Below are 26,608 nucleotides of genomic sequence, written 5' to 3' on the forward strand. Positions count from 1 at the left end.
GCCTCGTTCTCCGCCAATCCCTACTGTGATCCGCACGTTCCGCAGGCCATGAGAAAGACCATGAAATCCAGCTCCGCGGCCGCGCGCTTGCCGGCCAATGCGCAGTGGCTGCACTGCAGCAACCAGGGCGCGCCCGCCCACTTCTACCACGCCAACGGTTTTCCGCTGCGGGTCTACGAGCCGCTGCTCGGTCGCCTGAGCGGCAGCCTGGCGCTCAGCGGCCTGGCCTGCCGCGCGACCTGGCCGGACATCGGCCCGCCGCCGCGGCGACGCGACTGGCAGCTGTATGCCGACGACCTGATCGCCTTCATCGAGCAGGAGTACCAGGCGCCGATCATCGGCATCGGCCACTCCCTGGGCGCCACCTCCACCATCCTCGCCGCCGCCAAGCGCCCCGAGCTGTTCAAGGCGCTGGTACTGATCGAGCCGGCCATGGTCTCCCCCGCCCTGGCGCGGTTGGTGCGCTGGCTGCCCAAGGCGCTGATGAACCGCACCGACCCGGCCAGGAGCACCCTGCGCAAGCCCGACCGCTGGCCCAGCCGCCAGGCCTTCCTGCAGCAATGCCGGAACGCCCGCGGCTACAAGCGCTTCGGTCCCGAGGCCCTGCAGGCGCTGGCCGAGCATGGACTGGTGGAAGGCGCCGACGGCCAGGTGCAGCTGGCCTTCCCCAAACACTGGGAAGCGCACAACTACACCCAGCCGCCGAACGTGATGGCGCAGCTGCAACGCCTGCCGATGCCCTGCGTGGCGATCCGCGGCAAACCCTCGGTGTTCTTCAGCGAACAGCTGTGGCAGGAATGGCAACGGCGCTGCCCGCAAACCCGGTTCCTGGAGGACCTGGAACACGGCCACCTGCTGCCGCTGGAAAACCCCGCCGGCTGTCACCGGCTGATCGAACAGGGCCTGCACGCTATCGGCGCACTGCCCCCACGCTGAGTTCGGCCTGCGCCTGCAACTGCTGCAGGTAGGCGGCCAGCGCGGCGATGCGCTGGTCGCTGAAGCCGTCGGCGATGGTCATCATCACCGAGCCGGCACGGCTCGGGTCCTTGTCGCGAAAACGGGTCAGGGCACGGCGCAGGTACTCGGCCGGCTGGCCGGCCAGGCGCGGGGTATTGTCGCGGCCCTCGGCGTTCACCCCGTGGCAGCCCGTGCAGAGCGTCTTGAAGGTCGCCTCGCCGTCCTGGCGCAGCGCCGGGTCGACCGCCTCCTCATGCCCCTGCAGCTGCTGCTGGCCGAAGTAGATGGCCACGTTGACCCTGTCCTCCAGGCTCAGGTTCGGCGCCAGCTTGGACATCACATAGTCGCTGCGCTCACCGCTGGCGAACTTCTCGAAGGCATTGAACAGGTACACCGGGTTCTGCTGCGCCAGGTTGGGGATGTGCGGGCGCCGGCTGTTGCCGTTCTCGCCATGGCAATTGCCGCAGAAACGGATGCGCTCGTGGCCGGCCTCGTAGGCCTGCTGGCGCAGCACCGGGTCGGCGTTGAGCTGGGTGAAACGCTGCATCGCCTCGTTGCTGGCCTGGGCCAGGCCGGCGAGGCAACAAAACAGTACAAGGGCGAGCGCACGCATGGCGGAAGTCCTTTTCTCGTTGATACCGGGCTGAAATTTCAGCGCCGGACTATAGGCCCCCGCGCCAGGGCAAACCCCGGCACAGATCAAGCAAAGTGCAGATTCTGCCTATCCACCGCCGCAGCCAGCGGCTCCCTATGGCGCCGTGACAGCATCCGCAGTATGTTCGGGACACGCACCTATCAAGGACCGACCATGGCCGCCAAACCCAGCGCCCCGCAGCAACAGAAGCTCCTCGCCGTGCTGATCGACGCCGACAACGCCTCGGCCGCCATGGTCGAGGGCCTGTTCGAGGAAATCGCCAAGTTCGGCGTCGCCAGCGTCAAGCGCATCTACGGCGACTGGACCCAGCCGAACCTCGGCAAGTGGAAGCAGGTGCTGCTCGACCACAGCATCCAGCCGATCCAGCAATTCGCCTACACCCGCGGCAAGAACGCCACCGACAGCGCGCTGATCATCGACGCCATGGACCTGCTCTACACCCGGCGCTTCGACGGCTTCTGCCTGGTCTCCAGCGACAGCGACTTCACCCGCCTGGCCGCCCGCCTGCGCGAGGAAGGCCTGACCGTGTACGGCTTCGGCGAGGAGAAGACCCCCGCCCCCTTCGTCTCGGCCTGCGACAAGTTCATCTACACCGAGATCCTGCGTGCCGACGCGGCCCAGGCCGTGGACGAACCGGCCGCCAGCGCCGACAGGGGCAAGGCCGCCGGCGGCAGCGCCCCCGCCGAACCAGCCAAGCCCGCCGCCAAGAAGAAACCGCAGAAGGTGCCGGTGGACTTCATCGCCAAACTGATCGACGACATCGACGACGAGGACGGCTGGGTCGAACTGGGCGTGCTCGGGCAGAACATCAGCAAGCTGCGCCCGGCCTTCGATGCCCGGCTGTATGGCTTCAAGAAGCTCAGCGACCTGATCAAGGGCCAGGCCAAGCGCTTCGAGCTGCAGGTGCGCGGCAGCAGTGCGACGGGGGGAGAGGCGTTGTATGTGCGGAATCGGAAGGTGGGGAAGTGAATACAATGAGTTAAAAAATAAATCCGCCAATTTTTTCTTTATTAAGAACGGGACTGCCCCATTACCATTCAGGCAGACAACGGCCACAACATCTGCAAGCTTAACGAACAAGGCACAGGCGCATCATGAAAGAAAATTTAGATTTTTTTGAGTTAGAAGATGAAGACGACAGCATCGCCCCTCCTTGCGATCTGAGCCTATATTCACAAGCCGTACTGCACTCTTCTGACTGGACGGTTGGAACCATAATCGACCAACTTGAAAGAAAGAACATAGAAATGAACCCTCGCTTCCAAAGAAGGGATGCGTGGAGCAGAACAAGAAAGAGCTTGTTCATTGAGTCGCTAATCCTCAACCTACCAGTACCGCAAATAGTCTTGGCAGAGAAAAAGGACCAGCGGGGGCGATACATCGTACTTGATGGAAAACAAAGACTTTTATCCCTCCTCCAGTTCACAGGAAAATCCGAAACACCTAATAACAACTTCGGACTTTCAGGACTAGAAATAAAGAAAGACCTATCAAGAAAGAAATATAAGAGCCTAGATGAGAACCCCGAACTCATCGACGACCTAAACTCGTTCCTCAACTACACTATCAGAACGGTCGTCATCAAAAACTGGCCTAACTATGACTTCCTGCACACTGTGTTCCTTAGACTAAATACAGGAAGCGTGAAGCTTTCCCCACAAGAGCTAAGGCAAGCACTCTTCCCCGGCGAATACTCAAACTATATAGATGACTACGCAGCCAAATCCTCGAGCCTAAAGGCACTACTTGGAAATAAAGAGCCAGACGCTAGAATGCGTGACGTAGAGATAATATCTAGATTCCTCTCATTCCAACTATATCTAGACAGCTACCATGGGCGAATGAAGAGCTTTCTAGATGAATGCTGCGAGAAACTGAACAAAAATTGGCCAGAAATTAAGGACGAGATTGACAAGCAAATCTCCAATTTCGAGGACGGTATCAGCCTGTTAGTTGATATATTTGGGAGCCCATCAATCGCCAGAAAATCGGACTCCAGATCATTTAACAGAGCAATTTTCGATGCACTTATTTATTACACCGCAAAATTCCAAATTCGCGAAGCCATGAGAAAGAACCCTGTAAAGCTCAAGAAAGCCTACGAAGAGATCATTAGCGACGACCAGTTTTTGAACTCTGTGGAAAGCGACACAGCAGGAATACCAAACACATTCAAACGCCTGCAGCTTTGGGGCAACAAGATCCAAGACGCGTTAGAAATTGAAGTCTTAATACCGACTCTAGTCGACAACCGAATAGCCACTCGATAGAGCGAGAGCCCAAATGGAGTCACCTCGCTACAGAGAAATGATCTTAAACATCGAGAATCTAAGAAAATTTCTTCTGCCTGAAAATTTTGACCCAACAGGAAACTATGAGGACTCTGACCGCGTGTGTGCGCTCGCACTATCCTTTAGAGTTCTGAGCCATGCCGAAGTGGAATCATATCTTGAGGATCGCGCCATGAGCGCAACAATTCAAGCCTGGGAGGCTTGGAGCAAATATGGGATAGCAACAAGAACAGCATTGAGCCTAATTGCATTTAGCGGGACAGAAATGAGTGCCCCGCCAGAAACCTTGCAGGCCAAACATCCATCACAAGAGAAAGGCTGGAAGGAAAAAATAGACATAGATAGCAAATTAAAATCCGCCATCACAAAGTACAACAACCACATCAAGCGAAAGAATCACGGAGTAAAAGAAGAGAACATTTTAGCCATATTCTTGCCGATTGGAATAAGACCTGAAAGAATTGACCAGACGCTCTTGGCCGACCTGAATAGCTTTGGCGAAAGTAGGGGACTGGCCGCACACTCAAACACCAAGAGAGCGCAACAGGGCATCGACCCCAAAAGCGAGCATGATCGAGTCATGAGCATTACCAAAGCACTTATTGAGCTAGACCGAGAAATTGAAAATCTATTTAAAAAGCCGAGAAAAGCCGCTTACTTCTCAAACTAACACTATACTCGCAACCGGATAACCTACCACTCTACTTTCCATTTACACCTAAGAACCAGCACAACGCCCCAATTCATTATCACCACTCTCTTTCATTCAGCTTTCTACATCCGATATTTCCGCGCCGCCTCAATCGCCCCAATCAGTAAGTAACCTGAATTTCCGTAGGGTGGACAACGCGAAGCTTGTCCACCTTTGATCTCACGAAACTTGCGTCGATCCGCCACAATGCTTTTCGCCCTTACGGCGAGTTACTTATTCGCTTCGCTCACCCTTCGGGCCAGCCTGCGGCTGTTTACTCCGCTTCGCTCCGTTTCTTTTTGCTCGCGCGAAAGAGAAAGCGCGCCCTAGGCCAGCGCTCCCCACATTTGCACCACGCCCAGCAGATGCACCAGTCCATAGACCAGGCAGATCGCCGAGCTGACCACGATAAAGCGAACGCTGTGCCCAGTGCCGGCCAAGGCGAACGGTCCCAACAGGCCACGCAGCAGATAGACCAAGGTAATCGCGCACAATGCAGGGCGCAGCAGAGGCAAGGGCTCGATCACCCCAGCACCGGACAGCGCGTACGCCGCCCATGTAGCGAGTATCAGGGCAATTCCCGCCGTGACCACCGCAGGAAACCAGCGCCCGGCCTGGGCCGCCTGCACAAAGCGCTCGCCAGCGCCAAACAAGCGATACCAAGCAGGGCCGACCATGATCACCCCTAGATGCATCAGCGCCGCCAGCAGGCTGAGCCCGGCGCCGATCACCAGCGCGATGTTGTATTCGTTTGTCATTCCACCGCTCCTTGATGCGACTCCACCTTCGGTGAATCCAATGATTCACGCGCGGCAGCATAGCAAGTAGCCCATATTCTGATCGTGCCCACGCTCTGCGTGGGCACGCAGCCACAGACGCTCCGCGTCTGCGGGACGCAAAGCGCCCCCATAGGGGTTCCCACGCGGAGCGTGGGAACCATCAAGGCCATCAAGCAAACCGCCCCCACAGCCTGACCCGGCAGACCTGTCGGTTGCAGATGGGCGCGCGGCGACACGACAAAATCAAACTTGCCCAGCCCCACGCACCGGGCTAGAGTCTCGCTCGTCACGGTCAATCCCGTGGCCGGGTGTGGTAACCCGAATATTGTCTGAGGCGCGACAGCGCCATAGCCGTAAACAGCAGGCGCTTTTTTTGTGCCCGCTGTTTTCGCGCAGTTATGGCGGGCCGTGCAAGGCAGGCTTCGGCCTGGCCGGTTCCCTCGGACGCCGGTTTACCACCCTTGTACGGTCCGCCTCCATTCGTGTGGTAACGGGTGGGAGCGGCTCCTTAAACAGTTCGAGGAGCATAAGGAAAATGCACTATCCCCCTTTTACCCACGCGATACCCCACGCCGTTTCGCTCACCTCTACCCTGGAGGTGCGCCATGCCTGATCCGCACTCCCCCTCGCCCACCCCGGGCGCCTTACGCAGCCCCATGCCCGCTGCACTCTGTGACTTAGCGTCGCTGCGCATGGGCGCGGTACAGGCCTTGATCAAGGTGTTGATCGACGAGTCTGAAGCCCACAGCTCGCCCCGTGTTCCGCGTCACACCCTGTCTGCTGCCAATGCGCTGTTGACGGAGGCCGACAAGCTGTACCGCGAGGCCTTCGCCCGGCTGGACGCTGGGGAGCGGAGCTAAGCAAGCGGCCGCCCCAGCGGGGCTCACAAAACAAAAAGGCCAGTCCCACGACTGGCCTTTTTGCTTACCGCCCTAGCAAGACTCAGCCATTGCTGGGGAAGGCGAACTGCGCGGCCTCGTGGCTCTTGCGCGCCGGCCAGCGCTGGGTGACGGCCTTCTTGCGGGTGTAGAAGCGCACGCCGTCCGGGCCGTAGGCGTGCAGGTCGCCGAACAGCGAGCGCTTCCAGCCGCCGAAGCTGTGGTAGCTGACCGGTACCGGCAGCGGCACGTTGACGCCGACCATGCCCACTTCGATCTCGTCGACGAACAGGCGCGCCGCCTCGCCGTCGCGGGTGAAGATGCAGGTGCCGTTGCCGTATTCGTGCTCGTTGATCAGGGCCATGGCCTGTTCCAGGCTGTCGACGCGGACGATGCACAGCACCGGGCCGAAGATCTCGTCGGTGTAGATGCTCATCTGCGGGGTCACCTTGTCGAACAGGGTGCCGCCGACGAAGTAGCCCTGCTCATGGCCGGCCACCTGCAGGCCGCGGCCGTCGACCACCAGTTCGGCACCGGCTTCGATGCCGGCGTCGATATAGCCGGTGACCCGCTCCTGGGCGGCACGGGTGACCAGCGGGCCCATGTCCAGGCCGCAGTTGGTGCCGGCGCCGATCTTCAGCGCCTGGATCTGCGGGGTGATCTTCTGCACCAGGGCGTCGGCGATCTGGTCGCCCACGCACACGGCCACCGAGATGGCCATGCAGCGCTCGCCGCAGGAGCCGTAGGCCGCGCCCATCAGCGCGCTGACGGCGTTGTCGAGGTCGGCGTCGGGCATCAGCACCGCGTGGTTCTTCGCCCCGCCCAGGGCCTGCACGCGCTTGCCGCGCTTGGTGCCCTCGCTATAGATGTACTCGGCGATCGGGGTCGAACCGACGAAGCTCAGGGCCTTGACCTCCGGGGCCTCGATCAGCGCGTCGACCGCTTCCTTGTCGCCGTGCACCACGCTCAGCACGCCCTTGGGCAGGCCGGCCTCGTGCAGCAGTTCGGCGATGTACAGGGTGGAGCTGGGGTCGCGCTCGGACGGCTTGAGGATGAAGCAGTTGCCGCAGACGATGGCCAGCGGGTACATCCACAGCGGCACCATGGCCGGGAAGTTGAACGGGGTGATGCCGGCGACCACGCCGACCGGCTGCAGGTCGCTCCAGGCGTCGATGTCCGGGCCGACGTTGCGGCTGTACTCGCCCTTGAGGATCTGCGGCGCGCCACAGGCGAACTCGACGTTCTCGATGCCGCGCTTGAGCTCGCCGGCGGCGTCTTCCAGGGTCTTGCCGTGCTCCTCGCTGATCAGCCTGGCGATCTCGGCCTCGTGCTGCTCGAGCAGCTGCTTGAAGCGGAACATGACCTGGGCGCGCTTGGCCGGCGGGGTCTTGCGCCAGGCCGGGAAGGCGGCCTTGGCGGCGTCGATGGCCTGCTGCACGGTGGCGCGGTCGGCCAGGGCGACCTGGCCGGTCACGGCGCCGGTGGAGGGGTTGAACACATCGGCGGTGCGGCCGCTGGTGGCGATGCGCTCGCCGTTGATCAGGTGGGCGATGGGGGTCATGGGCTTCTCCGTTAATCGAATTCTGTAGGGTGGATGACGCGAAGCTCATCCACCGTGCGGTCTTGTCTGTGGGTGGATAAGGCGCCGACTACGCGTCCCGATCCACCCTGGGGCTTAATCCAGCGTGTTCAGGGTCTCGCCGACGGCGCCGAACAGGCGGTCGAGGTCGTCCATCCTGGCGTTGAAGGTCGGGCCGAACTGCAGGGTGTCGCCGCCGAAGCGCACGTAGAAGCCGGCCTGCCACAGGGCCATGCCGGCCTCGAACGGGCGGATCACCGGGTCGCCGTCACGCGGGGCGATCTGCAGGGCGCCGGCCAGACCGCAGCTGCGGATGTCGACGATGTGCTTGGCGCCCTTGAGGTCATGCAGGGCCGCGGCAAACTGGGGCGCCAGCTCGGCGGCCTGCTGCACCAGGTTCTCGCGCCTCAGCAGCTCCAGCGAGGCCAGGCCGGCGGCGCAGGCCACCGGGTGGGCCGAGTAGGTGTAGCCGTGGGCGAACTCGACCATGTGCTCGGGCGAGGGCTGCTGCATGAAGGTGTCGTAGATCTCGCTGCTGGCGATCACCGCGCCCAGGGGGATGGCGCCGTTGGTGATCTGCTTGGCGGTATTCATGATGTCCGGGGTCACGCCGAAGTACTCGGCGCCGCTCCATTTGCCCATGCGCCCAAAGGCGGTGATCACCTCGTCGAAGATCAGCAGGATGTTGTGCTGATCGCAGATCTCGCGCAGGCGCGGCAGGTAGCCCACCGGCGGCGCGATGACCCCGGCCGAGCCGGACATCGGCTCGACTATGACCGCGGCGATGTTCGAGGCGTCGTGCAGCTCGATCAGTTTGAGCAGTTCGTTGGCCAGCTCGACGCCGCCGGTTGCGGCCATGCCCGGGGTGTAGGCCAGGTGCGGCTGCAGGGTGTGCGGCAGGTGGTCGACGTCCATGAACTGGCCGAACATCTTGCGGTTGCCGCCGATGCCGCCGAGGCTGGTGCCGGCGATGTTGACGCCGTGGTAGCCGCGGGCACGGCCGATGAGCTTGGTCTTGGCCGGCTGGCCCTTCAGGCGCCAGTAGGCCCTGGCCATCTTCACCGCGGTGTCGGCGCACTCGGAGCCGGAGCCGGTGAAGAACACGTGGTTGAGGCTGCCCGGCATCAGGTCGGCAATCTGCTCGGCCAGCTTGAACGACAGCGGGTGGCCGTACTGGAAGCCCGGCGAGTAGTCGAGGGTGCCGAGCTGCTTGGCCACCGCCTCCTGGATCTCCTGGCGCGAGTGGCCGGCGCCGCAGGTCCACAGGCCGGACAGGCTGTCGTAGACCTTGCGGCCCTTGTCGTCGGTCAGCCAGCTGCCTTCGGCCGCGACGATCAGGCGCGGGTCGCGCTGGAAGTTGCGGTTGGCGGAAAACGGCATCCAGTGGGCATCCAGCTTGAGCTGGCTGGCCAGGGACGGGGTGGCGGTCTGCGGCATGTTCATCGGCGGCCTCGCAAGGAAGGGCGGTGTTCTTGTGTGGGGTACTTGCGAGTAAAGGTGCCACGGGCATAAAGTCAGTAAAACACAACTCTTTTAATCTTTAGTTAACTGGACGCTAAACCAATGACCACCCACCGCCCGGTCCCGCTGGCCCAGGTCAGCGACTTCGAGATCCGCCTGCTCAAGCTGTTTCGCAGCGTGGTGGAATGCGGCGGTTTCTCCGCCGCCGAGAGCGTGCTGGGCATCGGTCGCTCGGCCATCAGCCAGCAGATGAGCGACCTGGAGCAGCGCCTGGGCCTGCGCCTGTGCCAGCGTGGCCGCGCCGGCTTCGCCCTGACCGAGGAAGGCCGCGAGGTGTACCAGTCGACCCAGCAGTTGCTGGCGGCGCTGGAGAGCTTTCGCACCGAGGTCAACGGCCTGCACCAGCACCTGCGCGGCGAGCTGAACATCGGCCTGACCGACAACCTGGTGACGGTGCCGCACATGCGCATCACCCACGCCCTGGCGCGCCTCAAGGAGCGCGGACCGGAGGTGCGCATCCATATCCGCATGACGCCGCCGAGCGAGGTGGAACAGGGGGTGCTCGACGGCCGCCTGCACATCGGCGTGGTGCCCCAGGCCGGCGCCCTCTCAGGGCTGGAGTACCAGAGCCTGTACGACGAGCGCTCGCTGCTGTACTGCGCGGTGGGCCATCCGCTGTTCTACGTCGACGACCAGGAGCTGGAGGACGCGCGCCTGGATGCCCAGGACGCCATCGCCCCGACCTTCCGCCTGCCGCCGGAGATCCAGCAGCACTACCAGCAGCTCAACTGCACGGCCAGCGCCTCGGACCGCGAGGGCATGGCCTTCCTGATTCTCACCGGGCGCTATATCGGCTACCTGCCGGACCACTACGCGAGCGCCTGGGTGCAGCAGGGCCGCCTGCGCGCGCTGAAACCCGGCACGCGCTACTACGACCTCAGCCTGGCGTCGGTGACGCGCAAGGGCCGCCGCCCGCACCTGGTGCTGGAGAGCTTTCTCGAGGCCTTGGCGGCGAGCGGCTGAGCGAAGGGGCGGCGGCCCGACTGGTGTCGGGCCGCCGGGAGGGGATCACTGCATCCAGGGCGGCGGCGGTTCGGCGCCGGCGGGCGCCTCCTCGGCATTGAGCAGGGCCTGGCGCCGTGCTTCCTCGGCCAGGGCGGCCTTGATCTCGCGCATCACCGCGTCGATATCGGCGGCGTCCTCGGGCTCGGCGAACTCGCCGGTCAGCCGGCTGTCCGGGGTCAGCTTGCCTTCCTCGTACAGCGCCCACATCTCCTTGGCGTACTTGGTGTACCTGAGCTCCGGGGCGAACTGGCCGAAGTAGGCGGCCATGTTGCCGACGTCGCGCTCGAGCATCTTGAACGCGTGGTTGTTGCCGGCCGCATCCACCGCCTGGGGCAGGTCGATGATCACCGGCCCCTCGGGGCCGAGCAGCACGTTGAACTCGGAGAGGTCGCCGTGCACCAGGCCGGCGCAGAGCATCTTCACCACTTCCTGGATCATGAAGGCGTGGAACTCGCGGGCGTCTTCCGGGTGCAGGTCGACGTCGTTGAGCCGCGGCGCCACGCCGCCCTCGCCGTCGTCGACCAGTTCCATCAACAGCACACCCTCGAGGAAGTCGTAGGGCTTGGGCACCCGCACCCCGGCGCCCGCCAGGCGGAACAGCGCCGCCACCTCGGCGTTCTGCCAGGCATCTTCCTGGCCCTTGCGGCCGTACTTGGAGCCCTTGGCCATGGCCCGCGCGTCGCGGCTGTTGCGCACCTTGCGGCCCTCCTGGTACTCCACGGACTGGCGAAAGCCGCGCTTGTTGGCCTCCTTGTAGACCTTGGCGCAACGCAACTCGTCGCCGCAGCGCACCACGAACACCGCGGCCTCCTTGCCGCTCATCAGTGGGCGTATGACCTCGTCGACCAGACCATCCTCGACCAGGGGTTCAATACGTTTGGGTGTCTTCATCGGTGTGGATCGCGGCTCCTAGGCTGGCCAATGCGCTAATGCCGCCCCTTATACGGCAATCGGCCGGCAGCGCCCAGCCCGCAGCGACCATCGTGCGGCCCGTGAGCAGTCCAGGCGCCCGCAAATGCTGACCTGGCGCTGAGCGCACTTTGAAAGCGCGATTCGGATTGGCGACGGCGCCAGCAGGGCCGACAATCAAACCATAGCCCCACGGAGCCGCGCCATGCTCGACCCTGACCTTTGCTGGCAAGCCGTCTGCAGCCGCGAGGCCGCCTATGATGGCCAGTTCGTCTTCGCCGTGCGCTCCACCGGCATCTACTGCCGGCCGAGCTGCCCGGCGCGGCGACCGCTGCGCGCCAACGTCAGCTTTCACCCCGACGCGGCCAGCGCCGAGGCCGCCGGCTTCCGTGCCTGCCGGCGCTGCACGCCTCAGGGCGCCAGCCCGGCCGAACAGCTGGATGAGCTGGTCGCCGCCGCCTGCCAGCTGCTCGGCGAACTGCAGCCCACCCCGACCCTCGCGCAGCTGGCCGCACGCATCGGCCTGTCGCCCTCCCATCTGGTACGGGCCTTCAAATCCCGCACCGGGCTGACGCCCAAGGCCTGGATCGACGCTCAGCGGCGCGCCGCGCTGGAGGCGCGCCTGCCCCGGGCCGACTCGGTGCTGGACGCGGCGCTGGCGGCCGGCTACTCCGGCACCCGCGCGCTGTACGAGCGGGACGACGGCCTGAGCCCGGCGCAACGCCGCCGGGGCGGCGCCGGCGAATGCCTGCGCTACGGCATCGCCCCCTGCCCGCTCGGTCAGCTGCTGCTGGCGGCCAGCGCCAAGGGGGTGTGCGCCCTGCTGTTCGGCGACGAGGTCGCACAACTGGAAGACGAACTGCGCCAACGCTTCGCCGCCGCCGAGCTGCAACGCGACGACGCCGGCCTGGGCGACTGGCTGCAGCGGGTGGTGGCGCAGATCGAAGAGCCCGAGCGCGCCGCCCGGCTGCCCCTGGACCTGCGCGGTACGGCCTACCAGCAGCAGGTGTGGCAGGCGCTGCGGCAGATTCCAGCGGGCCAGACCCGCGGCTACGGCGAACTGGCCGCCGCGCTCGGCAGCCACCCCCGTGCCGTGGCCCGGGCCTGCGCCAGCAATCCCCTGGGCCTGCTGGTGCCCTGTCACCGGGTGGTGGCGGCCGACGGCACGCTGGGGGGCTATCGCTGGGGCACGGCCCGCAAGGCGGCGCTGCTGCGCCGCGAACAGCTGGCAGACTGAGGCGGCCTCAACCCCGATACAGGGCCAACAGCTCGGGCAGGGCCTCGGCGATCAGGCTGCCCCCGGCCAGCACCAGCAGTGCGAAGACCAGCCAACGTACCGTGCGCAGCGACAGCTTCGGCGGATAGCGGCGCACCAGCCAGCTGAGCAGCATGACCAGCGGCAGGGCCTCGGCGCTGAGCCACAGGGTGCTCAGCGACAGCTCGCCCTGGGCCGCCACCAGGCCCAGGCGCATGGCCGCGTTGCAGGCGAAGACGGTGATCAGGGTGTTGCGGATCAGCTCGTACCCCAGGGGCTGGCGATACAGGTGATAGACGATCGGCGGCCCGCCGCTGGAGAACAGGCCGTTGAGCACGCCGCAGAGGCCGCCAGCCACCCAGAACGCCGGCGCCCCGGACAGCCGTTCGCGCGGTTTGCTCTGTACCACCAGCATCAGGCTGGCGACGAGAATCACCCCGCCGAGCAACAGGCGCAGCCAGGCGATCTGCCGGCCATCCAGGGCACCGAGCCCCCAGATGCCCAGGCACACGCCGAGCAGGCTGCTGATCAACAGGGGCATGAGGATGCGCCGATCCAGCTGCGGCTTGGGGCCGGCCACCGTGACCAGGGCATTGCCCAGGGTGAGGATGCTGATCACCACCGCCACTTCGCCGAGCGGTATCAGCTGCAGGATGGCCACCAGGCCGATGAGAATCAGGCCGAAGGCGAAACCGGTCAGGCACTGGGCAAAGGTGGCCAGGGCCACGCAGAGCAGAAACAACAGATGCACGTCCAGGCTCATGCCAACATCCTTATCGGGCCCGCGAGCCCTCGTTGCGAGCGGCCCGCGGGCCGGCCGATGAAGCAGGCCGCCACTGTAGCGCGAACGGCGCCAGAACGGCGCGGCCCGCGAGGCCCTTCGTCGATGACAAGGGACCTCGCGGGCCGGCCAGTGGCGTCACCCCGAGCAAGCGGCGACGCCTAGGTTGTCCGGGCCTCAGGCGCCCGGGACGGCGCGGGCGCAGAGCGCCTCGCCCTCTTCCTGATGCAGCGCGCGCACCAGGCTGTAGCAGATCACCAGCAGCACCACGGAGAACGGCAGCGCCGCGGCGATGGTGGCCGCCTGCAGGCCCTTCAGGCCGCCGGCCAGCAGCAACACGCCGGCCAGGGCGCCTAGGCCCAGACCCCAGATGACGCGGAAGCGCTGCGGCGGGTTCTGGTTACCCATGGACAGGATGGTGCAGATCACCAGGGTCGCCGAGTCGGCCGAGGTGACGAACCAGCTGATGATCATCAGGGTCGCCAGGCCGGCCATGGCCATGGTCGCCCAGGACACGTTCAGGCCCTCGATGGTCTTGTACAGCACCATGGTCACGTCGGAGTTGGCCACCGCGTTGAGGTCGATGGCGCCGGCCAGCTGCAGCGACACGCCGGTACCGCCCATGATCACGATCCACAGGAAGGCGCCCAGGGTCGAGGCGAGCATGCCGCCCAGGACTACCTGGCGCACGGTGCGGCCACGGGAGATGCGGGCGATGAACATGCCGACGAACGGGCCCCAGGACAGCCACCAGCCCCAGTAGAAGATGGTCCACCAGCCCTGCCACTGACGCTCGGGGTTGGAATCGGTCCACATGCCCATGGGGATGAAGGTGGCCAGGTAGTCGCCCAGGCTGGTGGCGTACAGACCCAGCAGGAACACGGTCGGCCCGGCCAGCAGCAGGAATAGGAAGAGGATGCTGCTCAGGCGGATGTTCCACTCGCTGAGCCAGAGAATGCCCTTGCGCACCCCGGAGACCGCCGACAGGGTGGCGACCACCGCGGTCCCGGCGATCAGGATCAGCTGGTTGGCGGTGGAGATCTCGACGCCGAACATGTAGTTCAGACCGGCGTTCATCTGCGACACGCCCAGCCCCAGGGTGGTGGCGGTGCCGAACAGGGTGCTGAAGATCGCCAGCAGGTCGACGGCATGGCCGATGGGGCCGTAGATGCGCTCGCCGATCAGCGGGTAGAGCGCCGATCGCACGGTCAGCGGCAGGCCGCGTCGGTAGGTGAAGTAGGCCAGGATCAGGCCGACGATGATGTAGATGCACCAGCCGTGCAGCCCCCAGTGGAACATGGTCACGCGCAGGGCGATCTGCGCCGCTTCCGGCGTATTCGCTGCGACCCCGGCCATGTCCATGAAGGGGTTGCCCTGCATGTGCATCAGCGGCTCGGCGATGCTCCAGAACAGCAGGCCGGTACCGACCGCGGCGCTGAACAGCATGGCGAACCAGGAGAAGTTGCTGAATTCCGGGCGCTCGTCCTCGCGCCCCAGGCGCAGGTTGCCGAAGCGGCTCAGCCCGACCCAGAAGGTGAAGAACAACACGCCGCTGACCACGGCCACGTAATACCAGCCCAGGGAGCTCTCGATCCACTGCTTGATGCCGGTGTACAGACCGTTGGCCAGCTCGCTGTAGGACACGGTGAACAGCACGAAGGCCAGCACCATCACCAGGGATGAGATGGCCATCGTCGGATTTACGCCTGCGAACAGACGCTGGGTGCCTTGCATAGGATGTTCGCTCACGAGCGCGCCTCCTCCTTATTTTTGTATGGGACACACATAGGTGCTTGTCGCGACCGCGAGGGGCACTGTGGCCCCCGCGCCCTCTGCAACCAGAGAGCTGCAGGCAGCAGCAATCGCTCCGATCATGGTATACCACACACCATAATACGGTAAACCCATTCGACACCCCGCGATAAAGACTCTGACGCAACCGCCCGTGGCCTCGTTACGACACCTCCTCTTGCCCCCAGAACTATCCGACGGAGCGCCGCCTAGCTAGCGCGCGCCGATCAGCCATTGATTGAGGAAAAAACCGCCCACGATCAGCAGCAGGAACAGGATCAGCGCCAGCACCATGGGCCCGGCGCCCGCCTGACGAATGGTGCTCCAGCGCGTCTGCACGCCGAGGGCGGCCATGGCGATGGCCAGGGTGAACTGGCTGACCAGTTGGATGGCCGGCATGGCGGCCGGCGGCAGCACCTGCAGGCTGTTGATGCCGGCGGCGGCGACGAAGCCCAGGACGAACCAGGGGATCACCAGCTTGCCACCGCCCTCGCCGTCACCGCGGCGCGCCAGGAAGGTGCTGAGCAGCAGGATGAAGGGCGCGAGCATCATCACCCGGATCAGCTTGACCACCACCGCCGCCTGCAGCGCCTCGCCGCCTACGGCCTCCCCGGCGGCGACCGCCTGGGCCACCTCGTGCACGGTGCTGCCTATATAGATGCCGAACGCCTGCTCGCTCATGCCGGAGAACTGGTAGATCAGCGGATAGCTGAACATCGCCAGGGTGCCGAACAGCACGACCGTGGCCACCGCGACCGTGACGTGCTGCTGGCGCGACTTGAGCACCGACTCGGTGGCCATCACCGCCGCCGCGCCGCACACGGCGCTGCCCACCGCAGTCAGTATCGCGACGTCCCTGGGCAACCTGAACAGCCGCGTGCCGATCAGCGTGCCGACGGCGAATACCGTGCAGATGATCACGCCATCGAGCACCAGGGCGCGCCAGCCGACGGCGGCCAGTTGCTGAAAGCTCAGGCCGAAACCGAACAGGATGATGCCGACGCGCAGCAGGCGCTGCTGGCAGAAGCGGGTGAAGGCGGCCTCCCGCGCCGAAGCGGCAGGCGGCTTGCAGTGACCGACCAGCATGCCCATGAGGATCGCCAGTGGCAGGGCGCTCAAACCGAAGCGCGCCACCTCGGGGATGGCGGCAATCGACAAGGCGGCGAGGGCGATCAGCGGCAGGAGGACTCGCGAGGACATGACGGCGACCCGGTTGAGTGGAGGTGCCGCCAGCTTCGGGCCTTAGCAAACATAAGTATATTGGATATAAATTAAGATACTCATAAGCAGTAACGAACGATAAGACCATGAACGTCAATATCCGTCAGCTGAAGATCTTCGAAGCCACCGCACGGCTGGGGCGCCTCACCCTGGCCGCCGCCGACCAATCGATCAGCCAGTCCGCTGCCAGCCAGGCACTCAAGGAGCTGCAGGGCACCCTGGGCTACCCGCTGTTCAACCGCGTCGGCCGGGAACTGGTGATCACCCAGGCGGGCCGCCAGGTGCTGCCGCAGATCTGCCAGATCCTGCAACTGGTCGAGGGTCTCAGGTCGCCGGACCCGAGCGCGCTCACCGGCACCCTGCGGGTCACCGCCAGCGTCACCATCGCCTGCTACCTGCTGCCGCGCCTGCTGGCCGAGTTCGGCCGCCGCCACCCCGCCGTGGAGCCGGCCCTGACCATCGCCAACACCAGCGAGGTACTGGCCCAGCTGGAGAGGGGCCAGGCGCACGTGGGCCTGATCGAAGGACCGGCCCTGCACCAGCAGCTGCAGATCCGCCCCTGGCGCGAAGATCATCTGGAAGTCTTCTGCCCCCCCGAGCACCCGCTCGCCCGCTCAGGCCGCATGGACATCTCGCAGATCGCCGAGCAGCGCTGGGTCCTGCGCGAGCCCGGCTCGGGCACCCGGGCGATCTTCGATGCCGCGGTGCAGCAGCTCGGCGCACGGCTCAAGCTGGCCCTGGAGCTCAACCGCCAGGAGGCGATCAAGCAGTCGGTCAAGGCCGGCCTCGGGGTCGGCTGCCTCTCCCGGCTGGCCATCGCCGAGGAGGTCGCGGCGGGGGAGCTGGTCATCCTGCAGACGCCGATGAACCTCAGGCGCCGCCTGTCCCTGGTGACCCAACCCAGGGAACTGAGCAGCGCCCTCGGCCAGGCCTTCGGCGACTTCCTCGGCGCCGCGCCGCCCGTCGACTGAGGCCATCGCCCCGGCGCCGCGCTCGCTGCGACTGCGGCAGGCGCCGCCAGCGGGGACGCCACAGGCTCGCCCTCCACTACAGGCGCCCCCTGTCGCACCTCGGCTGCAACAGGATTTGCACAAGTCGTATTATGGTATACCATGATACCAACTTAGATGCCCCCCTCCCCCTTCAGCAGCCAGGAGAGCCTCATGAGCTTCGAAATCCGCAAGATCGTCAGCTACGTGGAAGAAACCCTTATCGAAGGTGGCAAGGCCACCGACAAGCCGGTCACCATGGTCGGCCTGGCGGTCGTGATGAAGAACCCCTGGGCCGGCCGCGGCTTCGTCGAAGATATCCGCTCCGAACTCAATCCCCACGCCTCCGAGCTGGGCGCACTGATGGTCGAGCGCCTGAGCGCCGCCATCGGCGGCGCCGACAAGATCGAAGCCTACGGCAAGGCCGCCGTGGTCGGCGCCGACGGCGAGATCGAGCACGCCTCCGCGGTGATCCACAACCTGCGCTTCGGCAACCACTACCGCCAGGCCGTGAACGCCAAGAGCTACCTGAGCTTCACCAACAAGCGCGGCGGCCCGGGCACCTCGATCCAGATCCCGATGATGCACAAGGACGACGAAGGCGCACGTTCGCACTACGTCACCCTGGAAATGCAGATCGAAGACGCACCGCGCGCCGACGAGATCGTCGTGGTCCTGGGCGCCTCCGACGGCGGCCGCCTGCACCCGCGCATCGGCAGCCGCTACATCGACCTGGAAGAACTGGCCGCCGAGCAAGCCCAGCAGGCTCAGTAATCACCGGTCAGTGCAGGAGCGCCCATGACACTACTCACCGCTGAACGCACCCCCGCCGGCACCAGCTACCTGGCGACCGGCCAAGGCCAACCCGTGGTCCTGATCCACGGCGTGGGCCTGAACAAAGAGATGTGGGGCGGACAGATCGTCGGCCTGGCTCCGCACTACCGGGTCATCGCCTACGACATGCTCGGCCATGGCGCCAGCCCACGCCCGGCCAGCGGCACGGACCTGGTCGGCTATGCCGAGCAGCTGCTCGAGCTGCTCGACCACCTGGAGCTGGCTCAGGCCAGCATCATCGGCTTCTCCATGGGCGGCCTGATCGCCCGGGCCTTCGCCCTGCACCACCCGCAGCGCACCGGCGGCCTGGTGGTGCTCAACAGCGTGTTCAACCGCAGCCCGGAGCAGCGCGCCGGGGTGATCGAACGCGCCCGCCAGGTCGCCGAGCACGGCCCCAACGCCAACGCCGAGGCGGCCCTGGCGCGCTGGTTCAGCCGCGAATACCAGGCGGCCAACCCGGCGCAGATCGCCGCGCTGCGCCAGACCCTGGCCAGCAACGATCCGCAGGGCTACCTGACCACCTACGAGCTGTTCGCCACCCAGGACATGTACCGGGCCGATGCCCTGCACGGCATCCGCGTGCCGGCCTTGATCGCCACCGGCGAGCTGGACCCCGGCTCGACTCCGCAGATGGCCCGCGAGCTGGCCGCGCGCATTCCCGGCGCAGAGGTCGCGGTGCTCGCCGAGCAGCGGCATATGATGCCGGTAGAGTCGCCGCGCCTGGTCAACCAGCTGCTGCTCGACTTCCTCCATCGTGCCCAGACCATAGAGAACCCAGCAGAGGGGATCGTTGCATGACACTCACGCGCTTTCAGATGTGCATCGACGGCCAATGGGTCGATGCCCTTTCCGGCAAGACCTTCCACAGCCTCGACCCGGCGCATGCCGAGCCCTGGGCCGAGCTGCCCGACGCCGCCGAAGCCGACGTCGAGCGCGCCGTGCAGGCCGCGCAAGCGGCCTTCGACGGCGCGGCCTGGCGCGGCCTGACGGCCACCGCCCGGGGCAAGCTGCTGCGCCGCCTGGGCGACCTGATCGCCGAGAACAAGGAGCGCCTGGCCCAGCTGGAGAGCCGCGACAACGGCAAGCTGATCCGCGAGACCCGCGGCCAGGTCGGCTACCTGCCGGAGTTCTTCCATTACACCGCGGGCCTGGCCGACAAGCTCGAAGGCGGCACCCTGCCGCTGGATAAGAGCGACATGTTCGGCTACACGGTGCACGAGCCCCTCGGCGTGGTGGCGGCGATCATCCCCTGGAACAGCCCGCTGTACCTGACCGCGATCAAGCTGGCGCCGGCCCTGGCCGCCGGCAACACCATGGTCATCAAGCCCTCCGAGCACGCCTCGGCGACCCTGCTGGAGCTGGCGCGCCTGGCCCTGGAAGCCGGCATTCCGCCGGGCGTGGTCAACGTCATCACCGGCTACGGCGCCAGCACCGGCGCGGCCCTGACCCGCCACCCGCTGGTACGCAAGATCGCCTTCACCGGCGGCGCCGCCACCGCCCGCCACGTGGTGCGCAGCAGCGCGGAGAACTTTGCCAAGCTGTCCCTGGAGCTGGGCGGCAAGTCGCCGAACATCATCTTCGCCGACGCCGACCTGGACAGCGCCATCAACGGCGCGGTCGCCGGCATCTATGCCGCCTCCGGGCAGAGCTGCGTGTCCGGCTCGCGCCTGCTGGTGCAGGACGAGATCTACGACGAATTCGTCGAGCGCCTGGTCGAGCGCGCCCGGCGCATCCGCATCGGCAACCCGCAGGACGACAGCAGCGAGATGGGCCCCATGGCCACCGCGCAGCAGCTGGCGGTGGTCGAAGGCCTGGTCGCCGACGCCCTGGCCGAAGGCGCCACCCTGCGCCTGGGTGGCAAGCGCCCGCAGATCGAGGGCAACGGCTGGTACTACGAGCCGACCCTGTTCGAGTGCGACAGCAACTCGCTGAAGATCATGCAGGAGGAGGTGTTCGGCCCGGTCGCCTCGGTGATCCGCTTCAAGGACGAGGCCGAGGCCCTGGCCATCGCCAACGACTCGCAGTTCGGCCTGGCCGCCGGCATCTGGACCCGCGACCTGAGTCGCGCCCACCGCCTGGCCCGCGACGTGCGCTCCGGCATCATCTGGGTCAACACCTACCGCGCGGTCTCGGCCATGGCGCCGATCGGCGGCTTCAAGAACAGCGGCTACGGTCGCGAGAGCGGCATCGACTCGGTGCTCGCCTACACCGAGCAGAAGACGGTGTGGATCAACCTCTCGCAGGCGCCCATGGCCGACCCCTTCGTGATGCGTTGAGCGCACCGCAACCGTATTCAGAGAGAGCGAAAATGATCGAACCCGGCATTTACAAAGAGGTGATGGGCTCCTTCCCTTCCGGCGTCACCGTGGTCACCTGCCTGGACCAGGACGGCGGCATCGTCGGCATCACCGCCAGCGCCTTCAGCGCCCTGTCCATCGACCCGGCGCTGGTGCTGTTCTGCCCCAACTACGCCTCGGACTCCTACCCGGTGCTCTGCGCCAACAAGCGCTTCGCCATCCACCTGCTGTCCGCCGAGCAGAAGGCCGAGGCCTACGCCTTCGCCGGCAAGGGCAAGGACAAGGCCAAGGGCATCGACTGGCACCTCAGCGAGCGGGGCAACCCGCTGCTGAACAACGCCACCGCGATCATCGAGTGCGAGCTGTGGCGCGAGTACGACGGCGGCGACCACGCCATCATCGTCGGCGCGGTGCAGAACCTGATCCTGCCCGAGACCGAGGTCACGCCCATGGTCTATCACCGCGGCAAGCTCGGCGCCCTGCCCGCCATCGCCTGAGCCGGATCGCAGACTTTTTCGGGGTCGCCTGCCGTTCACCCTGGTGGCGGCCCCTTTTTTATTTTCGGAGCCGACATGACCCCAGCAGCCGCGCAACTGTTCCGCCAGCAGGCCTATATCGACGGCCAATGGTGCGACGCCCAGGACGCCTCCACCCAGGACATCTTCAACCCGGCCAACGGCGCCCTGATCGGCCGGGTGCCGAACATGGGCAGCGCCGAAGCCCAGCGCGCCATCGCCGCCGCCAACGCCGCCTGGCCGGCCTGGCGCGCGCGCACCGCCAAGGAGCGCAGCGCCGTCCTCAAACGCTGGCACGCGCTGATGCTGGAGCACGCCGACGCCCTGGCCGAGATCCTCACCCTGGAGCAGGGCAAGCCGCTGGCCGAGGCCAGGGGCGAGATCCTGTATGCCGCCAGCTTCATCGAATGGTTCGCCGAGGAAGCCAAGCGCATCTACGGCGACACCATCCCCAGCCACAAGGGCGATGCGCGCATCGTGGTGAGCAAGGAGCCGATCGGCGTGGTCGCCGCCATCACCCCGTGGAACTTCCCCGCCGCGATGATCACCCGCAAGGCCGGCCCGGCCCTGGCCGCCGGCTGCCCGTGCATCGTCAAGCCGGCGCCGGAGACGCCCTTCTCCGCCCTGGCCATGGCCGCCCTGGCCGAACAGGCCGGCGTCCCGGCCGGCATCTTCAACGTGATCACCGGCGACGCGGTGGCCATCGGCGGCGAGCTGACCGCCAGTGCCGCGGTGCGCAAGCTGTCCTTCACCGGCTCCACGGCCATCGGCAAGCTGCTGATGGCCCAGTGCGCCGACACCCTGAAGAAGGTCTCCCTGGAGCTGGGCGGCAACGCGCCGTTCATCGTCTTCGACGACGCCGACCTGGAGCGTGCAGTCGAGGGCGCGCTGCTCGCCAAATACCGCAACGCCGGGCAGACCTGCGTGTGCGTCAACCGCTTCCTGGTGCAGGACGGCATCTACGAGGCGTTCGTGACCCGCCTGGCCGAGCGCGTGGTCGAATTCAAGGTCGGCGACGGCTTCGCGTCCGGCGTCACCCAGGGGCCGCTGATCAACGAGCGTGCCGTGGCCAAGGTCGAAGACCACGTGCAGGACGCCCTGGGCAAGGGTGCGCGCCTGCTCTGCGGCGGCGAGCGCCACGCCCTGGGCCACGGCTTCTTCCAGCCCACGGTGCTGGCCGACCTGAGCCTGGAGATGAAGGTGGCCCGCGAGGAGACCTTCGGCCCGCTGGCCGCGGTGTTCCGCTTCGGCAGCGAAGCCGAGGCCGTGCAGCTGGCCAACGACACCGAGTACGGCCTGGCGGCCTACTGCTACACCCGCGACCTGGGCCGCGCCTGGCGCATGAGCGAGGCGCTGGAATATGGCATGGTCGGCATCAACGAGGGGTTGATCTCCACCGAGGTGGCGCCCTTCGGCGGCGTCAAGGCCTCGGGCCTGGGCCGCGAAGGCTCCAAGTACGGCATCGAGGACTACCTCGAGATCAAATACACCCTGATGGGCGGCCTGTAACGGCCCGCCCCCGAAGGAGAGCAGCATGAGCAACGACAAGTACGAGAAGGGCCTGGCGATCCGCACCCAGGTGCTGGGCGAGGCCTATGTCAGCAAGTCGATCGACAACGCCGACGACTTCAACCGCCCCCTGCAGGAGCTGGTCACCGAGTACTGCTGGGGCCACGTGTGGGGCCGCGAGGGTTTGTCCCTGGCCGAACGCAGCATGATAAACTTGGCGATGATTTCGGCACTCAATCGCCCGCACGAACTGAAGCTGCATATCCGCGGCGCCCTGCGCAACGGCCTGAGCCGTGAGCAGATTCGCGAGATCCTGCTTCAGGTCGGCATTTACTGCGGCGTGCCAGCCGCCGTGGACAGTTTCCGCATCGCCCGCGAAGCCTTCGCCGAGGCCGATGCCGAAAGCCAACCGTAACAACTGGCTGAAGGAAGCATCCCGAGCACCCTCGATCCAGGATCTGGGTGCTTTTTGCTTTTTTACGGACAGTCTCAACCAGAGCGGAATCCATGAAACGCCTGCCCCTCGACGATAGCTTCAAGGTCAATCGCAACCCCGTTACCCTGCGCGAGATCGTGCTGGACAAGCTGCGCAGCGCCATCATGAACTTCCAGCTGCTGCCCGGCGACCGCCTGGTCGAGCGCGACCTGTGCGACCGCCTCGGGGTCAGCCGCACCTCGGTGCGCGAGGCCCTGCGCCACCTGGAGTCCGAGGGCCTGGTGGAGTTCGCCGACGCCCGCGGCCCGCGGGTGGCCATCATCACCCTGGAGGACGCCCGCGACATCTACGAGCTGCGCTGCGTGCTCGAGGGCCTGATCGTCCAGCTGTTCACCCTCAACGCCAAGGCCAAGGACATCCGCGCCCTGGAGCGCGCCCTGGAGGACAACCGCCGGGTGCTCGAGGAGGGCGAGCTGCAGCAGGTGCTCGACTCGGTTCAGGGCTTCTACGACGTGCTGCTGGAAGGCTCCGGCAACCACATCGCCGCCACCCAGCTGCGCCAGCTGCAGGCACGCATCAGCTACCTGCGCGCCACCTCGGTGTCCCAGGCCAACCGCCGCGGCAGCAGCAACCAGGAGATGGAGCGCATCGTCGCGGCGATCAAGAGCGGCGACCCGCTGGCCGCCCACCAGGCCTCGGTGGACCATGTGCGCGCCGCCGCCAAGGTGGCCCTGGACTACCTCAGGTCCAAGCAGGACGACGCCGGCACGCCCCGCGAGATTGCCACGCCGATCGCCCTCAAAGACCCGCGCATCGGACGCTGAGGCCGTGCCCGCCCCGCGCTTCTGCCCCCAGTGTGGCGCCGACCGCCTGAGCCGCCGGGTACCGCCCGGCGACAGCCATGAACGGCTGATGTGCGCGGACTGCGCCTACATCCACTACGAAAACCCGAAGATCATCGCCGGCTGCATCATCGAACAGGACGGCAAGTACCTGCTGTGCCAGCGCGCCATCGCCCCGCGCCCCGGCACCTGGACCCTGCCGGCGGGCTTCATGGAAGGTGGCGAGACCACCGAGCAGGCGGCCCTGCGCGAGGTGTGGGAGGAGACCGGGGTGCGCGCGGACATCGTCTCGCCCTATTCGATCTTCAGCGTGCCGAAGATCAGCGAGGTGTACATCATCTTCCGCGCCGTGGTGGTGGAAGTGACCGGCAGCTTCGGTCCGGAGACCCTCGACTACCGCTTCTTCGCCCCCGAGGAGATTCCCTGGGAGAGCATCTACTACCCGGCCATCCGGCAGATCCTCGAGCGTTACATCGAGGAGCGCCAGGCCGGGGTCTATGGCATCTACATCGGCAACGACGACAGCGGCAAGGTGCACTTTATCCGCTGAGGCCGCCGGCCCTCGCGGGCCGGACCCAGCGCCCTCAGGGCGCGCAGCCTTCGACTATGATCACCTCGGCGACCGCCGCACCCTGGCGGTGGCCGCAGGCCTCCTGGTACTCCGCCGAGTTGTAGCAGGCCAACGCCTGCTCGTAGGAGTCGAACTCGATGACCACGTTGCGCGGCGGCGTCGCCCGCCCCTCCAGCGCCTGGGCGCGGCCGCCGCGGGCGAGAAAGGTGCCGCCGTACTTGGCGAACGCCGCCGGCGCGCGCCGGGTGTATTCGCCGTACTGCTCGGGGTCCGTCACCTCGACATGGGCGATCCAGTAAGCCTTCATCCTGCCTCCGCTATTCGTCACTTGTGTGTATTATGGTATACCATAAAGCCTGCCGCACATCCTCATCCATCGCAACCCCGAGAGCACTGGCATGGCATTCAACAGCATCGAAGAAATCATCGAGGACTACCGCCAGGGCAAGATGGTCCTGCTGGTCGACGACGAAGACCGCGAGAACGAGGGCGACCTGCTGCTGGCGGCGGAACGCTGCACGCCGGCGGCGATCAACTTCATGGCCCGCGAGGCCCGCGGCCTGATCTGCCTGACCCTGACCGACGCGCACTGCCAGCGCCTGGGCCTGGAGCAGATGGTGCCGAGCAACGGCAGCGCCTTCTCCACCGCCTTCACCATCTCCATCGAGGCCGCCAGCGGGGTGACCACCGGCATCTCCGCCGCCGACCGCGCCCGCACCGTGCTGGCCGCCGTGGCGCCGGACGCCAAGGCCGAAGACCTGGTGCAGCCCGGGCACATCTTCCCGTTGCGCGCCCGCGACGGCGGCGTGCTCAACCGCGCCGGGCATACCGAGGCCGGCTGCGACCTGGCGCGCCTGGCCGGCTTCAGCCCGGCGTCGGTCATAGTCGAGGTGATGAACGAGGACGGCAGCATGGCCCGCCGCCCCGACCTGGAAAGATTCGCCGCCCAGCACGGCATCAAGATCGGCACCATCGCCGACCTGATCCACTACCGCCTGAGCACCGAGCACACCGTGACCCGCATCGGCGAGCGCGAGCTGCCCACGGTGCACGGCGACTTCCGCCTGATCACCTACGAGGACCGCATCGAAGGCGGCGTGCACATGGCCATGGTCATGGGCGAGATCGAACGCGACGTCCCCACCCTGGTGCGGGTGCACGTGATCGACCCGCTGCGCGACCTGGTCGGCGCCGAATACACCGGACCGCAGAACTGGACGCTGTGGGCGGCGCTGCAGAAGGTCGCCGAGGAAGGCCGCGGCGTGGTGGTGGTGCTGGCCAACAACGAGTCGTCCCAAGCCCTGCTGGAGCGGGTGCCGCAACTGACCCAGCCGCGCCAGCAGTTCAACCGCTCGCAGTCGCGCATCTACTCCGAGGTCGGCACCGGCGCGCAGATCCTCCAGGACATCGGCGTCGGCAAGCTGCGCCACCTCGGCGCCCCGCTGAAGTACGCCGGCCTCACCGGCTACGACCTGGAAGTGGTGGAAACCCTGACCTTCGGCGCCTAAGCGCCGCCAGGCGGCCCTCGGCATGGGCCGCCCGCCGGCCGACAGCGCGCACGCCAGGACAGGGTGGCCGCTACGCCTGTCGGCGGATCGCCGCCATGGCGATTAAAGCGCTTGCATAGTCAATATTACGGTATACCATCAGACACAACGCGCCACCCGCCTGGTGGCGACCCCCGACTCCTTCCCCTGCGCTGCCGGGTGCAGCATGTCTCCGGAGGTCTCCCAGATGATCGATGCAAGCACCTACAAACAAGTCATGGGTTCCTTCCCCTCTGGCGTCACCGTGATCACCACCCTGGACGATAACGGCGGGCTGGTCGGCATGACCGCCAGCGCCTTCAGCTCCCTGTCCATGGACCCGGCCCTGGTGCTGTTCTGCCCCAACTACAGCTCCGACTCCTACCCAGCACTGATCAAGCGCAAGCGCTTCGCCATCCACCTGCTGTCGGCCGAGCAGCAGGGCGAAGCCTATGCCTTCGCCCGCAAGGGCAGCGACAAGGCCCAGGGCATCGAGTGGACCCTCAGCGAGCTGGGCAACCCCATCCTGAGCAAGGCCACGGCGATCATCGAGTGCGAGCTGTGGCGCGAATACGAGGGCGGCGACCACGCCATCCTGGTCGGCGCGGTGAAGAACCTCATAGTGCCGCAGCAGGAGGTGATCCCGATGGTCTACTGCCGCGGCAAGATGGGCGCCCTGCAAGCCTTCGCCTGACGCCCCGCTACGCCCTCCGGTCGCCGCCACGACAACCTCAGCCATCCTCCGGTCGCCCGTTCCCGGCACCCATGCCGGGAAC

Annotated in this window: 27 protein-coding genes; 18 read left to right on the forward strand and 9 right to left on the reverse strand. The window is 66.0% G+C overall.

Annotated elements, in window-relative coordinates; genetic code table 11:
• The first annotated feature begins 60 nt into the window (after positions 1 to 60).
• Entirely contained in the window at positions 61 to 936 is an 876-nt protein-coding gene (locus tag ACSX1C_RS12450) for an alpha/beta fold hydrolase (RefSeq protein WP_439886382.1), read from the forward strand.
• On the opposite strand, the gene ACSX1C_RS12455 is transcribed toward ACSX1C_RS12450, so the two are convergent.
• Positions 911 to 1,570, reverse strand: coding sequence for a c-type cytochrome (locus ACSX1C_RS12455; RefSeq protein WP_439886383.1), 660 nt, complete (start codon positions 1,568 to 1,570; stop codon positions 911 to 913). The two genes, ACSX1C_RS12450 and ACSX1C_RS12455, sit on opposite strands and share 26 nt — an antisense overlap.
• 195 nt (positions 1,571 to 1,765) lie before the next feature.
• Between ACSX1C_RS12455 and ACSX1C_RS12460 the strand changes: the two genes are divergently transcribed.
• The 3 genes from ACSX1C_RS12460 to ACSX1C_RS12470 all read left to right on the forward strand — a co-directional run bounded on the left by ACSX1C_RS12460 (position 1,766) and on the right by ACSX1C_RS12470 (position 4,573).
• A complete protein-coding gene (locus ACSX1C_RS12460) occupies positions 1,766 to 2,581 on the forward strand; it encodes an NYN domain-containing protein (RefSeq protein ID WP_439886384.1) in 816 nt (271 codons plus the stop codon).
• Between the two features lie 125 nt (positions 2,582 to 2,706).
• A complete protein-coding gene (locus tag ACSX1C_RS12465; RefSeq protein ID WP_439886385.1) occupies positions 2,707 to 3,882 on the forward strand; it encodes a DUF262 domain-containing protein in 1,176 nt (391 codons plus the stop codon).
• A 13-nt stretch (positions 3,883 to 3,895) separates the two neighbouring features.
• The gene (locus ACSX1C_RS12470) at positions 3,896 to 4,573 is read left to right on the forward strand and encodes a hypothetical protein (RefSeq protein ID WP_439886386.1); all 678 of its coding nucleotides are present in this window, start codon (positions 3,896 to 3,898) and stop codon (positions 4,571 to 4,573) included.
• Positions 4,574 to 4,920: 347 nt separating this feature from the next.
• On the opposite strand, the gene ACSX1C_RS12475 is transcribed toward ACSX1C_RS12470, so the two are convergent.
• On the reverse strand, positions 4,921 to 5,352 hold the full coding sequence (locus ACSX1C_RS12475) for a hypothetical protein (protein WP_213639426.1): 432 nt from the start codon (positions 5,350 to 5,352) through the stop codon (positions 4,921 to 4,923).
• 626 nt (positions 5,353 to 5,978) lie between these two features.
• On the opposite strand from ACSX1C_RS12475, the gene ACSX1C_RS12480 reads away from it, so the two are divergent.
• Entirely contained in the window at positions 5,979 to 6,233 is a 255-nt protein-coding gene (locus tag ACSX1C_RS12480; protein WP_439886387.1) for a hypothetical protein, read from the forward strand.
• Positions 6,234 to 6,315: 82 nt separating this feature from the next.
• Here ACSX1C_RS12480 and ACSX1C_RS12485 read toward each other — a convergent pair whose 3' ends face one another.
• Both ACSX1C_RS12485 and ACSX1C_RS12490 read right to left on the reverse strand, forming a co-directional pair.
• The gene (locus tag ACSX1C_RS12485; protein ID WP_439886388.1) at positions 6,316 to 7,812 is read right to left on the reverse strand and encodes a CoA-acylating methylmalonate-semialdehyde dehydrogenase; all 1,497 of its coding nucleotides are present in this window, start codon (positions 7,810 to 7,812) and stop codon (positions 6,316 to 6,318) included.
• A gap of 114 nt (positions 7,813 to 7,926) precedes the next feature.
• Entirely contained in the window at positions 7,927 to 9,273 is a 1,347-nt protein-coding gene (locus ACSX1C_RS12490; protein WP_439886389.1) for an aspartate aminotransferase family protein, read from the reverse strand.
• Positions 9,274 to 9,393: 120 nt separating this feature from the next.
• Between ACSX1C_RS12490 and ACSX1C_RS12495 the strand changes: the two genes are divergently transcribed.
• Positions 9,394 to 10,314, forward strand: a complete 921-nt coding sequence (locus ACSX1C_RS12495; protein ID WP_439886390.1) for a LysR family transcriptional regulator — start codon at positions 9,394 to 9,396, stop codon at positions 10,312 to 10,314.
• A 45-nt stretch (positions 10,315 to 10,359) separates the two neighbouring features.
• On the opposite strand, the gene ACSX1C_RS12500 is transcribed toward ACSX1C_RS12495, so the two are convergent.
• Positions 10,360 to 11,247, reverse strand: a complete 888-nt coding sequence (locus tag ACSX1C_RS12500) for a PA4780 family RIO1-like protein kinase (RefSeq protein ID WP_318644948.1) — start codon at positions 11,245 to 11,247, stop codon at positions 10,360 to 10,362.
• Between the two features lie 223 nt (positions 11,248 to 11,470).
• Here ACSX1C_RS12500 and ada point away from each other — a divergent pair, with 223 nt between their 5' ends.
• Complete coding sequence (gene ada / locus ACSX1C_RS12505) at positions 11,471 to 12,502, forward strand: bifunctional DNA-binding transcriptional regulator/O6-methylguanine-DNA methyltransferase Ada (RefSeq protein ID WP_439886391.1); 1,032 nt, start codon at positions 11,471 to 11,473, stop codon at positions 12,500 to 12,502.
• Positions 12,503 to 12,509: 7 nt separating this feature from the next.
• Here ada and ACSX1C_RS12510 read toward each other — a convergent pair whose 3' ends face one another.
• The 3 genes from ACSX1C_RS12510 to ACSX1C_RS12520 all read right to left on the reverse strand — a co-directional run bounded on the left by ACSX1C_RS12510 (position 12,510) and on the right by ACSX1C_RS12520 (position 16,292).
• Positions 12,510 to 13,283 carry a TSUP family transporter gene (locus ACSX1C_RS12510; RefSeq protein WP_439886392.1) on the reverse strand — a complete coding sequence of 258 codons (774 nt, stop codon included), beginning with the start codon at positions 13,281 to 13,283 and terminating at the stop codon, positions 12,510 to 12,512.
• 195 nt (positions 13,284 to 13,478) lie between these two features.
• A complete protein-coding gene (locus ACSX1C_RS12515) occupies positions 13,479 to 15,050 on the reverse strand; it encodes a BCCT family transporter (RefSeq protein ID WP_439886393.1) in 1,572 nt (523 codons plus the stop codon).
• 255 nt (positions 15,051 to 15,305) lie between these two features.
• Positions 15,306 to 16,292 (reverse strand): YeiH family protein, encoded by a 987-nt coding sequence (locus ACSX1C_RS12520; protein WP_439886394.1) that lies wholly within the window; start codon positions 16,290 to 16,292, stop codon positions 15,306 to 15,308.
• Between the two features lie 107 nt (positions 16,293 to 16,399).
• Between ACSX1C_RS12520 and ACSX1C_RS12525 the strand changes: the two genes are divergently transcribed.
• From ACSX1C_RS12525 to ACSX1C_RS12565, 9 genes are all read left to right on the forward strand, one after another.
• The gene (locus ACSX1C_RS12525) at positions 16,400 to 17,284 is read left to right on the forward strand and encodes a LysR family transcriptional regulator (RefSeq protein WP_439886395.1); all 885 of its coding nucleotides are present in this window, start codon (positions 16,400 to 16,402) and stop codon (positions 17,282 to 17,284) included.
• A gap of 192 nt (positions 17,285 to 17,476) precedes the next feature.
• Positions 17,477 to 18,076 carry an amino acid synthesis family protein gene (locus ACSX1C_RS12530; RefSeq protein ID WP_369960012.1) on the forward strand — a complete coding sequence of 200 codons (600 nt, stop codon included), beginning with the start codon at positions 17,477 to 17,479 and terminating at the stop codon, positions 18,074 to 18,076.
• Positions 18,077 to 18,100: 24 nt separating this feature from the next.
• Positions 18,101 to 18,934, forward strand: a complete 834-nt coding sequence (locus ACSX1C_RS12535) for an alpha/beta fold hydrolase (protein WP_439886396.1) — start codon at positions 18,101 to 18,103, stop codon at positions 18,932 to 18,934.
• Entirely contained in the window at positions 18,931 to 20,412 is a 1,482-nt protein-coding gene (locus ACSX1C_RS12540; protein ID WP_439886397.1) for an aldehyde dehydrogenase, read from the forward strand. The genes ACSX1C_RS12535 and ACSX1C_RS12540 overlap by 4 nt, the downstream gene beginning before the upstream one ends.
• 32 nt (positions 20,413 to 20,444) lie before the next feature.
• Positions 20,445 to 20,930 carry a flavin reductase family protein gene (locus tag ACSX1C_RS12545; RefSeq protein ID WP_439886398.1) on the forward strand — a complete coding sequence of 162 codons (486 nt, stop codon included), beginning with the start codon at positions 20,445 to 20,447 and terminating at the stop codon, positions 20,928 to 20,930.
• A 75-nt stretch (positions 20,931 to 21,005) separates the two neighbouring features.
• Positions 21,006 to 22,457 carry an NAD-dependent succinate-semialdehyde dehydrogenase gene (locus ACSX1C_RS12550; protein WP_439886399.1) on the forward strand — a complete coding sequence of 484 codons (1,452 nt, stop codon included), beginning with the start codon at positions 21,006 to 21,008 and terminating at the stop codon, positions 22,455 to 22,457.
• A 25-nt stretch (positions 22,458 to 22,482) separates the two neighbouring features.
• Positions 22,483 to 22,872, forward strand: a complete 390-nt coding sequence (locus ACSX1C_RS12555) for a carboxymuconolactone decarboxylase family protein (RefSeq protein WP_318644938.1) — start codon at positions 22,483 to 22,485, stop codon at positions 22,870 to 22,872.
• A 92-nt stretch (positions 22,873 to 22,964) separates the two neighbouring features.
• Entirely contained in the window at positions 22,965 to 23,717 is a 753-nt protein-coding gene (locus tag ACSX1C_RS12560) for a GntR family transcriptional regulator (RefSeq protein WP_318644937.1), read from the forward strand.
• A 4-nt stretch (positions 23,718 to 23,721) separates the two neighbouring features.
• Positions 23,722 to 24,285 (forward strand): NUDIX hydrolase, encoded by a 564-nt coding sequence (locus tag ACSX1C_RS12565; RefSeq protein WP_318644936.1) that lies wholly within the window; start codon positions 23,722 to 23,724, stop codon positions 24,283 to 24,285.
• 34 nt (positions 24,286 to 24,319) lie between these two features.
• On the opposite strand, the gene ACSX1C_RS12570 is transcribed toward ACSX1C_RS12565, so the two are convergent.
• The gene (locus tag ACSX1C_RS12570; protein ID WP_318644935.1) at positions 24,320 to 24,613 is read right to left on the reverse strand and encodes a DUF1330 domain-containing protein; all 294 of its coding nucleotides are present in this window, start codon (positions 24,611 to 24,613) and stop codon (positions 24,320 to 24,322) included.
• Between the two features lie 91 nt (positions 24,614 to 24,704).
• Here ACSX1C_RS12570 and ribBA point away from each other — a divergent pair, with 91 nt between their 5' ends.
• Both ribBA and ACSX1C_RS12580 read left to right on the forward strand, forming a co-directional pair.
• A complete protein-coding gene (gene ribBA / locus ACSX1C_RS12575) occupies positions 24,705 to 25,814 on the forward strand; it encodes a bifunctional 3,4-dihydroxy-2-butanone-4-phosphate synthase/GTP cyclohydrolase II (protein ID WP_369960024.1) in 1,110 nt (369 codons plus the stop codon).
• 226 nt (positions 25,815 to 26,040) lie between these two features.
• Entirely contained in the window at positions 26,041 to 26,526 is a 486-nt protein-coding gene (locus ACSX1C_RS12580; protein WP_439886400.1) for a flavin reductase family protein, read from the forward strand.
• Positions 26,527 to 26,608 lie beyond the last annotated feature (82 nt).

It is taken from the genome of Pseudomonas sp. MBLB4123 (assembly GCF_051904775.1).
Taxonomy (GTDB): Bacteria; Pseudomonadota; Gammaproteobacteria; order Pseudomonadales; family Pseudomonadaceae; genus Aquipseudomonas; species Aquipseudomonas benzenivorans_B.

Coding starts and splice junctions, on each gene's coding strand:
- ACSX1C_RS12450 (WP_439886382.1), top strand. CDS start 61: ATGAAATCCAGCTCCGCGGCCGCGCGCTTGCCGGCCAATGCGCAGTGG.
- ACSX1C_RS12455 (WP_439886383.1), bottom strand. CDS start 1,570: ATGCGTGCGCTCGCCCTTGTACTGTTTTGTTGCCTCGCCGGCCTGGCC.
- ACSX1C_RS12460 (WP_439886384.1), top strand. CDS start 1,766: ATGGCCGCCAAACCCAGCGCCCCGCAGCAACAGAAGCTCCTCGCCGTG.
- ACSX1C_RS12465 (WP_439886385.1), top strand. CDS start 2,707: ATGAAAGAAAATTTAGATTTTTTTGAGTTAGAAGATGAAGACGACAGC.
- ACSX1C_RS12470 (WP_439886386.1), top strand. CDS start 3,896: ATGGAGTCACCTCGCTACAGAGAAATGATCTTAAACATCGAGAATCTA.
- ACSX1C_RS12475 (WP_213639426.1), bottom strand. CDS start 5,352: ATGACAAACGAATACAACATCGCGCTGGTGATCGGCGCCGGGCTCAGC.
- ACSX1C_RS12480 (WP_439886387.1), top strand. CDS start 5,979: ATGCCTGATCCGCACTCCCCCTCGCCCACCCCGGGCGCCTTACGCAGC.
- ACSX1C_RS12485 (WP_439886388.1), bottom strand. CDS start 7,812: ATGACCCCCATCGCCCACCTGATCAACGGCGAGCGCATCGCCACCAGC.
- ACSX1C_RS12490 (WP_439886389.1), bottom strand. CDS start 9,273: ATGAACATGCCGCAGACCGCCACCCCGTCCCTGGCCAGCCAGCTCAAG.
- ACSX1C_RS12495 (WP_439886390.1), top strand. CDS start 9,394: ATGACCACCCACCGCCCGGTCCCGCTGGCCCAGGTCAGCGACTTCGAG.
- ACSX1C_RS12500 (WP_318644948.1), bottom strand. CDS start 11,247: ATGAAGACACCCAAACGTATTGAACCCCTGGTCGAGGATGGTCTGGTC.
- ada (WP_439886391.1), top strand. CDS start 11,471: ATGCTCGACCCTGACCTTTGCTGGCAAGCCGTCTGCAGCCGCGAGGCC.
- ACSX1C_RS12510 (WP_439886392.1), bottom strand. CDS start 13,283: ATGAGCCTGGACGTGCATCTGTTGTTTCTGCTCTGCGTGGCCCTGGCC.
- ACSX1C_RS12520 (WP_439886394.1), bottom strand. CDS start 16,292: ATGTCCTCGCGAGTCCTCCTGCCGCTGATCGCCCTCGCCGCCTTGTCG.
- ACSX1C_RS12525 (WP_439886395.1), top strand. CDS start 16,400: ATGAACGTCAATATCCGTCAGCTGAAGATCTTCGAAGCCACCGCACGG.
- ACSX1C_RS12530 (WP_369960012.1), top strand. CDS start 17,477: ATGAGCTTCGAAATCCGCAAGATCGTCAGCTACGTGGAAGAAACCCTT.
- ACSX1C_RS12535 (WP_439886396.1), top strand. CDS start 18,101: ATGACACTACTCACCGCTGAACGCACCCCCGCCGGCACCAGCTACCTG.
- ACSX1C_RS12540 (WP_439886397.1), top strand. CDS start 18,931: ATGACACTCACGCGCTTTCAGATGTGCATCGACGGCCAATGGGTCGAT.
- ACSX1C_RS12545 (WP_439886398.1), top strand. CDS start 20,445: ATGATCGAACCCGGCATTTACAAAGAGGTGATGGGCTCCTTCCCTTCC.
- ACSX1C_RS12550 (WP_439886399.1), top strand. CDS start 21,006: ATGACCCCAGCAGCCGCGCAACTGTTCCGCCAGCAGGCCTATATCGAC.
- ACSX1C_RS12555 (WP_318644938.1), top strand. CDS start 22,483: ATGAGCAACGACAAGTACGAGAAGGGCCTGGCGATCCGCACCCAGGTG.
- ACSX1C_RS12560 (WP_318644937.1), top strand. CDS start 22,965: ATGAAACGCCTGCCCCTCGACGATAGCTTCAAGGTCAATCGCAACCCC.
- ACSX1C_RS12570 (WP_318644935.1), bottom strand. CDS start 24,613: ATGAAGGCTTACTGGATCGCCCATGTCGAGGTGACGGACCCCGAGCAG.
- ribBA (WP_369960024.1), top strand. CDS start 24,705: ATGGCATTCAACAGCATCGAAGAAATCATCGAGGACTACCGCCAGGGC.
- ACSX1C_RS12580 (WP_439886400.1), top strand. CDS start 26,041: ATGATCGATGCAAGCACCTACAAACAAGTCATGGGTTCCTTCCCCTCT.